The sequence below is a fragment of the Variovorax sp. GW822-FHT04E09 genome, assembly GCF_058800845.1.
In genome coordinates, this window is the sequence record NZ_JBXAMR010000013.1 from 57,855 (window position 1) to 72,530 (window position 14,676).

Annotated in this window: 11 protein-coding genes and 1 tRNA gene; all 12 read right to left on the reverse strand. The window is 64.4% G+C overall.

Features of this window, described 5'->3' with window-relative positions; all coding sequences use genetic code 11:
• Positions 1–46 precede the first annotated feature (46 nt).
• On the reverse strand, positions 47–1,435 hold the full coding sequence (gene rsmB / locus AC1RL8_RS30160; RefSeq protein WP_492687327.1) for a 16S rRNA (cytosine(967)-C(5))-methyltransferase RsmB: 1,389 nt from the start codon (positions 1,433–1,435) through the stop codon (positions 47–49).
• Positions 1,436–1,529: 94 nt separating this feature from the next.
• A complete protein-coding gene (locus AC1RL8_RS30165) occupies positions 1,530–2,129 on the reverse strand; it encodes a LemA family protein (RefSeq protein ID WP_095743427.1) in 600 nt (199 codons plus the stop codon).
• Between the two features lie 115 nt (positions 2,130–2,244).
• Complete coding sequence (gene rpoC, locus AC1RL8_RS30170) at positions 2,245–6,480, reverse strand: DNA-directed RNA polymerase subunit beta' (RefSeq protein ID WP_062479330.1); 4,236 nt, start codon at positions 6,478–6,480, stop codon at positions 2,245–2,247.
• 21 nt (positions 6,481–6,501) lie between these two features.
• On the reverse strand, positions 6,502–10,626 hold the full coding sequence (gene rpoB / locus AC1RL8_RS30175; protein WP_492687328.1) for a DNA-directed RNA polymerase subunit beta: 4,125 nt from the start codon (positions 10,624–10,626) through the stop codon (positions 6,502–6,504).
• 301 nt (positions 10,627–10,927) lie between these two features.
• The gene (gene rplL, locus AC1RL8_RS30180; RefSeq protein ID WP_070063901.1) at positions 10,928–11,302 is read right to left on the reverse strand and encodes a 50S ribosomal protein L7/L12; all 375 of its coding nucleotides are present in this window, start codon (positions 11,300–11,302) and stop codon (positions 10,928–10,930) included.
• Positions 11,303–11,349: 47 nt separating this feature from the next.
• On the reverse strand, positions 11,350–11,889 hold the full coding sequence (rplJ, locus tag AC1RL8_RS30185) for a 50S ribosomal protein L10 (RefSeq protein WP_056584633.1): 540 nt from the start codon (positions 11,887–11,889) through the stop codon (positions 11,350–11,352).
• A 246-nt stretch (positions 11,890–12,135) separates the two neighbouring features.
• Positions 12,136–12,834, reverse strand: coding sequence for a 50S ribosomal protein L1 (gene rplA, locus AC1RL8_RS30190; RefSeq protein ID WP_062479319.1), 699 nt, complete (start codon positions 12,832–12,834; stop codon positions 12,136–12,138).
• Positions 12,835–13,266: a 50S ribosomal protein L11 gene (gene rplK / locus AC1RL8_RS30195; protein WP_056584627.1), complete on the reverse strand. Its 432-nt coding sequence runs from the start codon at positions 13,264–13,266 to the stop codon at positions 12,835–12,837.
• A gap of 141 nt (positions 13,267–13,407) precedes the next feature.
• A complete protein-coding gene (nusG, locus tag AC1RL8_RS30200) occupies positions 13,408–14,019 on the reverse strand; it encodes a transcription termination/antitermination protein NusG (RefSeq protein WP_492687329.1) in 612 nt (203 codons plus the stop codon).
• On the reverse strand, positions 14,019–14,402 hold the full coding sequence (secE, locus tag AC1RL8_RS30205; RefSeq protein ID WP_062479313.1) for a preprotein translocase subunit SecE: 384 nt from the start codon (positions 14,400–14,402) through the stop codon (positions 14,019–14,021). The genes nusG and secE overlap by 1 nt, the downstream gene beginning before the upstream one ends.
• Positions 14,403–14,503: 101 nt before the next feature.
• Positions 14,504–14,579, reverse strand: a tRNA-Trp gene (locus AC1RL8_RS30210).
• A 21-nt stretch (positions 14,580–14,600) separates the two neighbouring features.
• The coding region (locus AC1RL8_RS30215) for an EF-Tu C-terminal domain-related protein (RefSeq protein WP_492679784.1) at positions 14,601–14,676 on the reverse strand (76 nt) is incomplete at its 5' end.

Below are 14,676 nucleotides of genomic sequence, written 5' to 3' on the forward strand. Positions count from 1 at the left end.
GGCCCAGGCCAGCCACAGGCCGGCCAGCAGGATCGACCGGCGGCCGTCAGTGCGGCGCGGGTTTTTCAAGCAGGGCGTAGAAGAAGCCGTCGTGGTCACCAGAGGGATTGTCCGGGACGCCACGGGCATTCGCCCCACTTTGGGGTAGCAAGTGTCCCGGGGACGGCAGCAAACGGGCGTCGGTGTTGCGTACAAGAAACGCATCAATTTGTTGCGAGCCTTCTTCGCGGAACACGGAACAGGTGCAATAAAGCAGCCGGCCGCCGGGCCGTACGAGCGGCCAGAGCGCGGCCAAGAGCGTCGCCTGCTGGGTCGCCAGCTGGGCGGTGTCGCTCTCGCGGCGCAGCCAGCGCACGTCGGGATGGCGCCGCACGATGCCCGAAGCGGTGCACGGCGCGTCCAGCAGGATGGCGTCGAACAGGGCGCCGTTCCACCAGTCGGCGGTGCGGCCGGCGTCGGCCACCACGACCTTGGCCTTCAGGCCGAGGCGCGCGAGCGTCTCGTCGATGCGGCGGCTGCGCACGGCGTCGACCTCCAGCGCGGTCACCTCGACGGCGCCGGGGCCGGCCCGTTCGATCAGGTGCGCGGTCTTGCCGCCGGGGGCGGCGCAGGCGTCGAGCACGCGCAGCGGCGCGGCGCCGGGCTTGGCCGGCAGCAGGCCGTCGAGCAGCAGCGGCGCCGCGAGCTGCGCGGCGGCGTCCTGCACCGAGCAGGCGCCGTCGGCGAAACCGGGCAGCTGCTGCACCGGGCGGGCGCGCGCGAGCTGCAGGCCGTCGGCCCCGACGCGCGTGGCCGCGAGGCCCACCGCTTCCAGTTCCAGCAGGTAGGCGGCCGGCGTCGATTGCAGCGCGTTGACGCGCAAGGTCATCGGCGCCTGGGCGTTGTCGGCCGACAGCACGCGCTGCCAGTCGCGCGGGTGGTCGCGCTTGAGGCGTTCGATCCACCAGCGCGGGTGGTTCCACTGCGCGACCGGTTCGGTGTCGGTGGCGGCCACGAGCTCGTCGCGCTCGCGCAGGAAGCGGCGCAGGCAGGCGTTGATGAAGCTGGCCTGTGCCCGCGTCGCCGGGTTGCGCTTGGCGGCTTCCACGGCCTGGTCGACCAGCGTGAAGGGTTCGTAGGGGGCGTGGTCGCTGTGCCAGGCCAGCGCGAGCGCGGTGCACAGCAAGGCGTCGGGCATCGGCGGCGGCGTGCGCTTGGCCAGGTGGCGGCGCAGCGCCTCCGCACGACCGAGCCAGCGCAGCACCTGGAAGCCGAGCGCCTGCACGCCGGGGCGCAGCGCGGGCTCGACGGCCTCGAACGCGACGGTGCCCGAGGTGCCGGCGCGAATCGACGCCAGCGCCCCTGCGGTCAGTTGCAGTTGGCGCCAGAGCGGCGGTTGTTGCGGCGCCGAGGTGGCGCTGCCCGAAGAGGGGTCGGAGGAAAGATCTGCTGGCAAGTTGGGGCCGATGGTAACGGGCGAGAAAGACAGCACGCCGCGCGGTGGGAATGGAAACGAAGGCGCTGCCCGCCTGTCGTCGAGTCGGGTCAGGTCAAAGCAATGGGGCCGCGGGCCGCAGTCGCACGATCCAGGCCACCAGCAGCGCCGGGAACTGGGCGATGCCTGCGTTGTACTGCGCCACGGCCTGGTTGAACTGGCCGCGTGCGATTTCCGCCGCCGCCGAGGGCTCGGGCCAGGCGATGGGCGCGGCCGGATCGGACGCGCCGCCCAGGCCGGGCATCAGCGGCGCGGGCCGCGACAGCGTGCCGTCCGCGTCGAACACGGTGACCGCGCCCGGGTACTGGCGTCGCCATGCCGCAATGAGCACCTGCAGCGCGGTGGCCAGCGCCGCCATGCTGCCCGGGTCGAGCGGGCGCACCCGCGTCGCGCCGAGCAGGGTCGCGAGCTGCGTCGTGGCGGCCTGCAGCGGCGCCACGGTGGGCGCGCCTTCGGGCGGCGACTCGGGCCGGGGCGCGGCAGTGATGCTGGCCTGGACGAAATCGAGCTGCTTGCGCAGCGCCACGTCGAGCACCGCGTAGGCCTGGAGCACGGCCGCGCGCAGTCGCACCAGCCGGTTGTAGGCGCCCACGAACCAGAACAGCAGCAGCGCGGCAACGAGCCAGCCGGCCAGCGAATCAGGCAGGACGCTCATCGGAAACAGAACCTCTTGGTCATCGGTCGGAACCCTGCGAACACAAAGAAAAACGCCCCCCGACCGGAGCGGTCGGAGGGCGTGGGCAACCGGTCATGCCGGTGATGCTAACCAGTTATTCGGTCGCGGCGCCTTCGTTGGCGTCCACCGTGCTGGTCGCTGCATCGCTGTCGCCGGAGCCGGCCAGTTCGGCAGCTTCCGACTCGGCGATGGCGCGGCGCTCGGCCTCGTCCATGGCGTCCTTGACCTTGCGGGCCTGGTGGTACGCCATGCCGGTGCCTGCGGGAATCAGGCGACCGACGATGACGTTTTCCTTCAGACCGCGCAGCTCGTCGCGCTTGCCCATGATCGCGGCTTCGGTCAGCACGCGCGTCGTTTCCTGGAACGAAGCCGCCGAGATGAACGAGTCGGTCGACAGCGACGCCTTCGTGATACCCAGCAGCAGGTTGGTGAACGTCGCGGGGATCTTGCCTTCGGCGCGCAGGGCGTCGTTGGTGTTGAGCATTTCGCTGCGTTCGACCTGTTCGCCGGAGATGTAGCTCGTGTCGCCGATGTTGTCGACCACGACGCGACGCAGCATCTGGCGAACGATCACCTCGATGTGCTTGTCGTTGATCTTCACACCCTGCAAACGGTACACGTCCTGCACTTCGTCCACGATGTAGCGCGCGAGTTCTTCCGAACCCAGCAGGCGCAGGATGTCCTGCGGGTCCGCCGGACCGTCGACCACGCTTTCGCCCTTGTTCACCACCTGGCCTTCGTGCACCAGGATGTTCTTTTCCTTCGGCACGAGGTCTTCGTAGACGCCGCCTTCGGGATCGGTGATCTGCAGGCGGATCTTGCCCTTGGTCTCTTTACCGAACGACACGGTACCGGTCATTTCGGCCAGCATGCCCTTGTCCTTCGGCGAACGGGCTTCGAACAGCTCGGCCACGCGCGGCAGACCGCCGGTGATGTCTCGGGTCTTCTGACCTTCGACCGGGATGCGTGCCAGCACTTCGCCGGGGCCCACGTCCTGGCCGTCGCGGATCTGCACCAGGGCGCCGATCGGGAAGCCGATCGTCACCGAGTGGTCGGTGCCGGGGATCTTCACTTCCAGGCCTTGGGCGTCGATCAGCTTGACCTGCGGACGCACGACCTTGGCAGCGCCGCGGCGCTTCGGGTCGATCACGACCAGGGTCGACAGACCGGTCACTTCGTCCACCTGCTTGGCGACCGTCAGGCCTTCCTCGACGTTCTCGAACTGCGCCTTGCCGGCGAACTCGGTAATGATCGGGCGGGTCAGCGGGTCCCAGTTGGCGAGCACGTGGCCGGCCTTGATCTGCTGGTCGGCCTTGACCGTCAGCGTGGCGCCGTACGGCACCTTGTGACGCTCGCGCTCACGGCCGTGCTCGTCATGGATGACGATCTCGCCCGAACGCGAAATCACGACCAGCTCGCCCTTGCTGTTGGTCACATAGCGCATCGTGGCGTTGAAGCCGATCGAGCCGTTCGACTTGGCTTCCACGCTCGAGGCGATGGCAGCGCGCGAAGCGGCACCACCGATGTGGAAGGTACGCATCGTCAGCTGCGTGCCGGGTTCACCGATGGACTGGGCAGCGATCACACCGACGGCTTCGCCGATGTTGATCAGGCCACCACGGCCCAGGTCGCGGCCGTAGCAGGTCGCGCAGATGCCGAAACGCGTTTCGCAGGTCAGCGCGGTGCGGACCTTGACTTCGTCGACGCCCTGGGCTTCCAGTGCTTCGATGTTGTCTTCGTCGAACATCTCGCCGGCCTTGAGCAGCACCGAACGGTTTTCCGGGTGCAGCACGTCGTCCGCCGCCGAGCGGCCCAGGATACGGTCGCGCAGCGACTCGATCACTTCACCGCCTTCGACGATGGCGCGCATCAGGTAGCCGCCGTGCGTGCCGCAGTCCTGCTCGGTCACGACCAGGTCTTGCGTCACGTCGACCAGACGACGGGTCAGGTAACCCGAGTTCGCCGTCTTCAGCGCCGTGTCGGCCAGACCCTTACGGGCACCGTGGGTGGAGATGAAGTACTCCAACACGTTCAGGCCTTCGCGGAAGTTCGCGGTAATGGGCGTCTCGATGATCGAGCCGTCCGGCTTGGCCATCAGGCCCCGCATACCGGCCACCTGGCGAATCTGCGCTGCGGAACCGCGGGCGCCGGAGTCGGCCATCATGTAGATGGAGTTGAAGGACTCCTGCTCGACTTCCTTGCCGTGGCGGTCGATGACCTTCTGCTTGGACAGCTTGGCCATCATGACCTTCGACACTTCGTCGCCGGCCTTGCCCCAGATGTCCACCACCTTGTTGTAGCGCTCGCCGGAGGTCACGAGACCGGAGACGTACTGCTGTTCGATCTCCTTCACTTCCTTGGCCGAGCGCTCGATGATGCCGTGCTTCTCAGCGGGCACCAGCATGTCGTCGATCGCGATCGAGATGCCGGCCTTGGTCGCCAGGCGGAAGCCGTTTTGCAGCAGCTTGTCGGCGAACACGACGGTCTCTTTCAGGCCGCACTTGCGGAACGAGACGTTGATGAGCTTGGAGATTTCCTTCTTCTTCAGCGCCTTGTTGATGTTCGAGAACGGCAGGCCCTTCGGCAGGATCTCGGACAGCAGGGCACGGCCCACGGTGGTGTCCACGAGCGAGGTCGACGGCGTGAACACGCCGGTTTCCTTGTCCTTGGTGTACTCCGTGATACGCACCGCGACCTTGGCGGTGAGCTCGACTTCGTTGGCGTCCAGCGCGCGCTGCACTTCACCGATGTCGGAGAAGATCAGGCCCTCGCCCTTGCCGTTGATGCGGTCGCGGGTCGTGTAGTACAGACCCAGCACCACGTCCTGCGAAGGAACGATCGACGGTTCGCCCGAAGCCGGGAACAGCACGTTGTTGGAGGCCAGCATCAGCGTGCGGGCTTCCATCTGCGCTTCCACCGACAGCGGCACGTGGACAGCCATCTGGTCGCCGTCGAAGTCGGCGTTGAAGGCCGCGCAAACGAGCGGGTGCAGCTGGATGGCCTTGCCTTCGATCAGGATCGGCTCGAACGCCTGGATGCCCAAACGGTGCAGCGTAGGCGCACGGTTCAGCATGACCGGGTGTTCCTTGATCACTTCTTCCAGGATGTCCCAGACCACCGGCGTGCCCGACTCGACTTCCTTCTTGGCAGCCTTGATCGTCGTCGCGATGCCCATGGCTTCGAGGCGCGAGAAGATGAAGGGCTTGAACAGCTCGAGCGCCATCAGCTTGGGCAGGCCGCACTGGTGCAGCTTGAGCGTCGGGCCCACCACGATGACCGAACGGCCCGAGTAGTCCACGCGCTTGCCCAGCAGGTTCTGGCGGAAACGACCGCTCTTGCCCTTGATCATGTCGGCCAGCGACTTCAGCGCGCGCTTGTTGGCGCCCGTCATGGCCTTGCCACGGCGGCCGTTGTCCAGCAGCGAGTCGACCGCCTCTTGCAGCATCCGCTTTTCGTTGCGCGCGATGATTTCCGGAGCCTTCAGCTCCAGCAGGCGGCGCAGACGCGAATTGCGGTTGATGACGCGACGGTACAGGTCGTTCAGGTCGGAGGTCGCGAAGCGGCCGCCGTCCAGCGGCACCAGCGGACGCAGGTCCGGCGGCAGCACGGGCAGCACTTCGAGCACCATCCACTGGGGCTTGATGCCCGACTTGCGGAAGGCCTCGAGCACCTTCAGGCGCTTGGAGTTCTTCTTGACCTTGACTTCGGAGCCGGTCAGGTCGCCGCGCAGGCGTTCGATCTCGCTGTCGAGTTCGATGCCTTCGAGCAGGTCCTTGATGCCTTCGGCGCCCATCTTGGCGATGAACTCGTCACCGTATTCCTTGCGCTTGGCGTCGTAGTCGTCCTCGGACATGATGCCGAACTTCTTCAGCGGGGTCATGCCGGGGTCGGTGATCACGTACGCTTCGAAGTACAGCACGCGTTCGATGTCGCGCAGCGTCATGTCGAGCACGAGGCCCAGGCGCGACGGCAGCGACTTCAGGAACCAGATGTGGGCGCAGGGCGCGGCAAGGTCGATGTGACCCATGCGCTCGCGACGCACCTTGGTCTGCGTGACTTCAACGCCGCACTTCTCGCAGATCACGCCGCGGTGCTTCAGGCGCTTGTACTTGCCGCACAGGCACTCGTAGTCCTTGATGGGGCCGAAGATCTTGGCGCAGAACAGACCGTCGCGCTCGGGCTTGAACGTGCGGTAGTTGATCGTCTCAGGCTTCTTCACCTCGCCGAAAGACCACGAACGGATCTTCTCGGGCGAAGCCATGCCGATCTTGATGGCATCGAAATGCTCATCGGGCGTGAATTGCTTGAACAGGTCGAGTAGCGATTTCATAAGACTCTTTCCCTTTTCAACTTAGGAACGCTCGAGCTCGATGTCGAGACCCAGCGAACGAATTTCCTTGACCAGCACGTTGAACGATTCCGGCATGCCGGCTTCGATCGAGTGCTCGCCCTTGACGATGCTTTCGTACACCTTGGTACGGCCTTGCACGTCGTCGGACTTCACGGTCAGCATTTCCTGCAGGACGTAGGCGGCGCCGTAAGCTTCCAGTGCCCACACTTCCATTTCACCGAAACGCTGGCCGCCGAACTGCGCCTTGCCGCCCAGCGGTTGCTGCGTGACGAGCGAGTACGGGCCGGTCGAACGGGCGTGCATCTTGTCGTCCACCAAGTGGTGCAGCTTCAAGAAGTGCATATAGCCGACGGTGACGGGACGCTCGAACTGGTCGCCGGTGCGGCCGTCGTACAGGTAGGCCTGCGTGCGCGTATCGGTCAGGCCCTTGAGCTTGGCGATGTCGTCCGGGTAGGCCAGCTTCAGCATGCCGCGGATTTCTTCTTCCGAAGCGCCGTCGAACACCGGCGTCGCGAAGGTCGCGCCGCTTTGCAGGTTGGCCGCCATGGCGAGCAGCTCGGTGTCGCTCAGCTGGTCGAGCTCTTCCTTGCGGCCCGAGCCGTTGTACAGCTGCTCCAGGAACTTGCGCAGCTCGGCCACCTTGGCCTCCTGCTGCAGCAGGTCGCCGATGCGCTGGCCGATGCCCTTGCCGGCCCAGCCCAGGTGCACTTCAAGCACCTGGCCCACGTTCATCCGCGAGGGCACGCCCAGCGGGTTCAGGCAGATGTCGCACGGCGTGCCGTCGGCCATGTGGGGCATGTCTTCGACCGGAACGATCTTGGACACCACACCCTTGTTGCCGTGACGGCCGGCCATCTTGTCGCCGGGTTGCAGGCGGCGCTTGACGGCCAGGTAGACCTTGACCATCTTGAGCACGCCCGCGGGCAGCTCGTCGCCCTGCGTGAGCTTCTTGCGCTTTTCTTCGAACGCGAGGTCGAAGCTGTGGCGCGTCTGCTCGAGCGAGTTCTTGATCGACTCGAGCTGCGAAGCCACGTCGTCTTCCGCCGGGCGGATGTCGAACCAGTGGAACTTCTCGACCGACGACAGGTAGGCCTTGTCGAGCTTGGTGCCCTTGGCCAGCTTGTTCGGGCCGCCGTTGGCGACCTTGCCGGTCAGCAGCTTCTCGATACGGTCGAACGCGTCGGCTTCGACGATGCGCAGCTGGTCGTTCAGGTCGAGGCGGAAGCGCTTGAGTTCATCGTCGATGATCTGCTGGGCGCGCTTGTCGCGCTGGATGCCTTCGCGGGTGAACACCTGCACGTCGATCACGGTGCCTTGCGAGCCCTGATCCACACGCAGCGAGGTGTCCTTCACGTCGGAAGCCTTCTCGCCGAAGATGGCGCGAAGCAGCTTCTCTTCAGGCGTCAGCGTGGTCTCGCCCTTCGGCGTGACCTTGCCCACCAGCGTGTCGCCCGGCTGCACTTCGGCGCCGACATAAATGATGCCGGATTCGTCGAGGCGGTTGAGCTGCTGCTCGGCCAGGTTCGGGATGTCGCGCGTGATTTCCTCGGCGCCCAGCTTCGTGTCGCGGGCCATCACCACCAGTTCCTCGATGTGGATCGAGGTGTAGCGGTCTTCGGCGACGACGCGTTCCGAGATCAGGATCGAGTCTTCGAAGTTGTAGCCGTTCCAGGGCATGAACGCGATCAGCATGTTCTGGCCCAGGGCCAGTTCGCCGAGGTCGGTCGATGCGCCGTCGGCCACCACGTCGCCCTTGGCGATCTTGTCGCCGCGCTTGACGATCGGACGCTGGTGGATGTTGGTGTTCTGGTTCGAACGCTGATACTTGATCAGGTTGTAGATGTCCACACCGACTTCACCGGCAGCCGCTTCGGCGTCGTTCACGCGCACCACGACACGGGTCGCATCGACGTAGTCGACGATACCGCCGCGGGTGGCCGTGACCACGGTGCCCGAGTCGACCGCGGAGACGCGCTCGATGCCGGTACCGACCATCGGCTTTTCCGGACGCAGCACAGGCACGGCCTGACGCTGCATGTTGGCGCCCATCAACGCGCGGTTCGCATCGTCGTGCTCCAGGAACGGCACGAGCGAGGCGGCCACCGACACGATCTGCGCGGGCGACACGTCCATGTACTGGATGCGCTCGGCACCCACCAGGATCGATTCGCCGGCTTCACGCGCCGAGACCAGGTCGCCGGTCAGCTTGCCATCCTTGTCCAGGACCGCGTTGGCCTGGGCGATGACGTACTTGCCTTCTTCGATGGCCGACAGGTAGTCGATGTCCATCGTGACCTTGCTGTCGACCACGCGGCGGTACGGCGTCTCGATGAAGCCGTATTCGTTCAGGCGGGCGTACAGGGCCAGCGAGTTGATCAGACCGATGTTCGGGCCTTCAGGCGTTTCGATCGGGCACACGCGGCCGTAATGGGTCACGTGCACGTCGCGCACTTCGAAGCCTGCACGTTCACGCGTCAGACCGCCCGGGCCAAGGGCCGACACGCGGCGCTTGTGGGTGATTTCGGACAGCGGGTTCGTCTGGTCCATGAACTGCGACAGCTGCGAGGCACCGAAGAATTCCTTCAGCGCGGCCGAGATCGGCTTGCTGTTGATCAGGTCGTGCGGCATCAGCGGCTCTTGCTCGGCCTGACCCAGACGTTCCTTCACGGCCTTCTCGATACGTGCCAGGCCGGTGCGGTACTGGTTTTCGGCCAGTTCGCCGACGCAACGCACGCGGCGGTTGCCCAGGTGGTCGATGTCGTCGACTTCGCCGTTGCCGTTGCGCAGGTCCACGAGGATCTTGACCACGGCCAGGATGTCTTCGTTGGTCAGCACCATCGGGCCGGTCGATTCGTCGCGGCCGACCTTGGCGTTGAACTTCATGCGGCCCACGCGCGACAGGTCGTACGTGTCCGGGTTGTAGAACAGGCGCTGGAACAGGGCCTGCACCGCGTCTTCCGTCGGCGGCTCGCCGGGGCGCATCATGCGGTAGATGGCCACGCGGGCAGCGAACTCGTCCACCGTTTCGTCGATGCGCAGCGTCTGCGAGATGTACGCGCCCTGGTCCAGTTCGTTCGTGTAGATGACCTGGATGTCCTGCACGCCGGCCGTGCGCAGCTTCTTGAGCAGCGCTTCGGTCAGTTCGTCGTTGGCCTTGGCCAGGATTTCGCCGGAGTCGGCGTCGACGATGTTGCGGGCGATGACGCGGCCGACCAGGAAGTCTTCCGGCACGCTGATGTGCGTGGTGCCGCCCTGCTCGAGTTCACGCGTGTGACGCGCCGTGACGCGCTTGTCCTTGGCGACCACGACCTTGCCCGACTTGTCGGTGATGTCGAAGCGCGCGACTTCGCCGCGCAGGCGCTCGGAGACGAACTCCATCTGCGCGCCGCTGTCCATCAGGCGGAAGTTGTCGTTCACGAAGAAGTTCGCGAGGATCGATTCCGGGTTCAGGCCGATGGCCTTCAGCAGGATCGTGACCGGCATCTTGCGGCGACGGTCCACGCGGAAGTACAGCATGTCCTTCGGGTCGAACTCGAAGTCGAGCCACGAACCGCGGTAGGGAATCACGCGGGCCGAGAACAGCAGCTTGCCCGAGCTGTGCGTCTTGCCCTTGTCGTGTTCGAAGAACACGCCGGGCGAACGGTGCAGCTGCGAGACGATCACGCGCTCGGTGCCGTTGATGATGAACGAACCCTTGTCGGTCATGAGCGGCACTTCGCCCATGTAGACCTCTTGTTCCTTCACTTCCTTGACCACCTTCGACTGCGAGGTCGACGACTCGCGGTCATAGATGATGAGCTGCACCTTGGCGCGCACGGCCGAGGCGAAGGTCAGACCGCGGGTCTGGCACTCACGCACATCGAACGCCGGCTTCGCCAGGTTGTACTCGAGGAACTTCATCTCGACGAAACCGTTGTGCGAGACGATCGGGAAGGCGGCGTCGAACGCGGCCTGCAGGCCTTCGACGGTGCGTTGTTTGGGGGCGATGCCGGCTTGCAGGAACGCGGTGTACGCGTCTTTCTGCATCTGCAGCAGGTAAGGGATTTCGACGACGCTGTCGCGGTTACCGAAACTTTTTCGGATGCGCTTGCGTTCGGTGTAACTGTACGCGGACGATTGGGCCATGAGAGCTCCGGTGCTTGAGATCTTCAGCGACTTGTCAGCAGTGCCGGGCGAACGGCACCACTGCTTGGCGGCTGGCCACTACCAGCCGTTGGCGGACGGCGATGCATTGCACATCGCCCGAACCAAGGGGTCTTCTGCAGTCGGGTTCAGAAGACACTCAAAAATCGTCTTGGCTTTTGCTTTTCCGTCGGCCTTCGGGCCTTCGGGAAAACCGGTACCAAGCCGGCTTTTGGGTGCGCTCTGAAAGCGGCAAAGGCTGGAGGGCCTTTTCAGGCACCTCCAGCCCTCTAGGGGGTCTGAATTACTTCAGTTCCACCTTGGCGCCGGCATCTTCCAGCTTCTTCTTGGCGGCTTCAGCGTCAGCCTTCGACAGGCCTTCCTTGACAGCCTTGGGAGCGGCTTCCACCAGGTCCTTGGCTTCCTTGAGGCCCAGGCCGGTGATTTCGCGCACGGCCTTGATCGCCGACACCTTGTTCGCGCCAGCATCCATCAGCATGACGTTGAATTCGGTTTGCTCTTCAGCGACTGCAGCAGCAGCGCCACCGCCGGCAGCGGGTGCCGACATGGCTGCGGCGCTCACGCCAAACTTCTCTTCGATGGCCTTGACCAGGTCGTTGAGTTCCAGGACCGTCATTGCGTCGAGCGCGGTCAGAAATGCGTCTTTATCGAATGCCATTTTTGTTTCCTAACAATTGGGTTGAATATTCAAAAACGAGGGCGCGCTCAGGCGGCCTGCGCTTCTTCTGCCGGTGCATCGGCGACGGGTGCAGCTTCGCCACCACCACGCTTCTCGGCCAGCGCCGCGAGCACGCGAGCGGTACGAGAAATCGGGGATTGCATCAAGCCCAGCAGTTGCGCCAGCAGCACTTCCTTGGAAGGGATGTTGGCCAGTTGCTTCACGCCTTCGACGTCCAGGGCCTTGCCACCGAATGCGCCACCGCGAATCACCAACTTGTCGTTGGTCTTCGCGAAATTGGCCACCACCTTAGCGGCAGCCACAGCGTCTTCGGAGAAGCCATAGATCAGCGGACCGGTCATCTGGTCGCCGACGATCTCAAACGGGCTGCCAGCGACAGCACGGCGAGCCAGCGTGTTCTTCAGAACACTCAGGGTCACACCGTTGCTGCGCGCTTCGCTGCGCAGTTTGGTCATATCGGCCACCGTGATGCCACGGTATTCCGCCATCACGAGCGTTTGAGCTTTTGCGGCGAGGCTGGTCACATCACTGATGACCGCTTCTTTCTCACTGCGATTCAGACTCAAGGTCTACTCCTTTTAATGCGACCTTCGGCCGGGGCCTCGGATCGCGCTTCATGCAGCGACCAACTGTTTCGGAACAAAAATCAAATTCCTTGCAGTGGGGTCGCCATCTGCGCTGGATACCGGAAGGATCGATCCGGCCATTAAGTGCAGCGCCCTGCACACCAGCGGTCTTGGATGGCTCGCGGCAACCGAAGCTGCCGCGACCCACCACATCCGCCCTCTCCTTGCGGGATCGGGCAAATCTCTTTAGCTCGCCGAGATGGTTTGCGTGTCCACGCGGACACCCAGACCCATGGTCGACGACACAGCCACCTTGCGCAGGTACACACCCTTGCTGGTCGCGGGCTTGGCCTTGACCAGAGCGTCGATCAGCGCAGCGAGGTTGCCTTGCAGCTTGTCGTTGTCGAACGAGCGACGGCCGATCGTGCCGTGGATGATGCCGGCCTTGTCGACGCGGAACTGGACCTGGCCAGCCTTGGCGTTCTTGACAGCGGTGGCGACGTCAGGCGTCACGGTGCCAACCTTGGGGTTGGGCATCAGGCCACGCGGGCCGAGGATCTGACCGAGCGTACCGACGACGCGCATGGCGTCAGGGGCAGCGATCACGACGTCGAAAGGCATGTCGCCAGCCTTGACCATCGCAGCCAGGTCGTCCATGCCGACGATGTCGGCGCCGGCGGCCTTGGCTTCTTCAGCCTTGGCGCCTTGGGCGAACACGGCGACGCGCTTGGTCTTGCCGGTGCCGTTCGGCAGCACGACAGCACCGCGAACCACCTGGTCCGACTTCTTCGCGTCGATGCCCAGCTGCACGGCCACGTCGATCGATTCGTCGAACTTGGCGGTGGCGGCATCCTTGACGATGACGATGGCGTCAGCCAGGGGGTACAGCTTGTTGCTGTCGACCTTGCCTTGCAGCGACTTTTGCTTCTTGGTGATCTTGGACATTTACACGCCCTCCACATTCACGCCCATCGAGCGGGCCGAGCCGGCGATGGTGCGAACTGCTGCGTCGAGGTCGGCGGCAGTCAGGTCCTTCATCTTGGCCTTGGCGATTTCTTCGAGCTGAGCGCGCGTGATCTTGCCGACCTTGTCGGTGTGCGGACGGGCCGAGCCCTTGTCCAGCTTGATGGCCTTCTTGATCAAGGTGATCGCCGGGGGCGTCTTGATGATGAAGGTGAAGCTCTTGTCAGCGAACGCGGTGATGACCACCGGCAGCGGCAGACCCGGCTCGACGCCTTGGGTTTGCGCGTTGAACGCCTTGCAGAACTCCATGATGTTCAGACCGCGCTGACCCAGTGCGGGACCGATCGGCGGGGACGGGTTGGCCTTACCAGCTGGCACTTGCAGCTTGATGAAGCCGACGATTTTTTTCGCCATGCTTTGCTCCTTGCGGGTGATATCGCCTTGGCTCTCGCCGCGGCTCCCCGGGGTTAAACGACTCTTCGATCAAGGCCGCGCGCCGAGTCGGACAACGCGCAGCCGGAAACTGGCAGGCCCGCCCGAAGGCAGGCCATGGGATCAGGTCTTCTCGACCTGACCGAATTCGAGCTCCACAGGGGTGGCGCGGCCAAAAATCATGACCGACACGCTGACCTTGCTCTTCTCGTAGTTGACGTCTTCCACCGTGCCATTGAAGTCGGTGAACGGGCCTTCCTTGACGCGCACGAACTCACCCACGGTGAACTCGACCTTGTGGCGCGGCTTCTCGGTGCCCTGCTGCATCTGGTTGACGATGTCCTCGACCTCTTTCTGCGAGATCGGGGCCGGACGGTTCTTGGCGCCGCCCACGAAACCCGTCACCTTGTTGGTGTGCTTCACCAGGTGCCAGCTCTCGTCGTCCATGATCATTTCGACCAGCACGTAGCCCGGGAAGAAACGGCGCTCGGTGGTGCGCTTCTGGCCGTTCTTGATCTCGACCACTTCTTCGGTCGGAACCAGGATGCGGCCGAACTTGTCCTGCATGCCGGCGCGGGTGATGCGCTCGGTGATGTTGCGCTCGACAGCCTTTTCCATGCCCGAGTAGGCATGCACCACGTACCAACGCAGATCAGGGTTGGCAGCGGGGGTCAGGAGAGGGTTCTGCTCCTCTTCCGGCGTGCTCTGCGTGGTTTCAACTGCGTTGTCGGTCATTATTTTCTCCAGCCCAGAATGAGGTCAAAGAACACCCATTCGAGTGTCTTGTCGGTGAGCCAGAGGAAGACGGACATGATCGCCACGAAGGCGAACACATAGGCCGTCATCTGCATCGATTCCTTGCGGGTCGGCCACACGACCTTCTTGACCTCGCGCCACGAGTCACGACCGAAAGCCCACAGCTGACGACCATTCTCGGAGCTGCCGAAGGCGCCCACGGCCGCAGCCAGGCCGACCAGCAGCGCAGCCCATTGCACCAGCGAGCCTTGGCGCGACAGCAGGTAGAACGCCACGATGGCGCCCACTGCCAGCACCACCGCCGCAGCCAGCTTGGCTTTGTCGGCACCCGTGCTCACGGTTTCGATTTGAGAAGTGGCCATGTCGGCTGATTTCCTGTGGCCTCGCGGCCTTCAATTCAATGCGTCTCTTGAGACGCCGAAGCCCATCGGATCGCGATGGGCTTGTCGGGGTGCCACCTAGGTGGCAGGGGCAGTAGGAATCGAACCTACAACCTTCGGTTTTGGAGACCGACGCTCTGCCAATTGAGCTATACCCCTCCGGTACTCTTTACGCTCGGCTTAGATGTCGAGGATCTTGGCCACGACGCCCGAACCCACGGTACGGCCGCCTTCACGGATGGCGAAGCGCAGGCCT

Coding starts and splice junctions, on each gene's coding strand:
- AC1RL8_RS30165 (WP_095743427.1), bottom strand. CDS start 2,129: ATGAGCGTCCTGCCTGATTCGCTGGCCGGCTGGCTCGTTGCCGCGCTG.
- rplL (WP_070063901.1), bottom strand. CDS start 11,302: ATGGCATTCGATAAAGACGCATTTCTGACCGCGCTCGACGCAATGACG.
- rpoC (WP_062479330.1), bottom strand. CDS start 6,480: ATGAAATCGCTACTCGACCTGTTCAAGCAATTCACGCCCGATGAGCAT.
- nusG (WP_492687329.1), bottom strand. CDS start 14,019: ATGACCGACAACGCAGTTGAAACCACGCAGAGCACGCCGGAAGAGGAG.
- rpoB (WP_492687328.1), bottom strand. CDS start 10,626: ATGGCCCAATCGTCCGCGTACAGTTACACCGAACGCAAGCGCATCCGA.
- rplK (WP_056584627.1), bottom strand. CDS start 13,266: ATGGCGAAAAAAATCGTCGGCTTCATCAAGCTGCAAGTGCCAGCTGGT.
- secE (WP_062479313.1), bottom strand. CDS start 14,402: ATGGCCACTTCTCAAATCGAAACCGTGAGCACGGGTGCCGACAAAGCC.
- rplA (WP_062479319.1), bottom strand. CDS start 12,834: ATGTCCAAGATCACCAAGAAGCAAAAGTCGCTGCAAGGCAAGGTCGAC.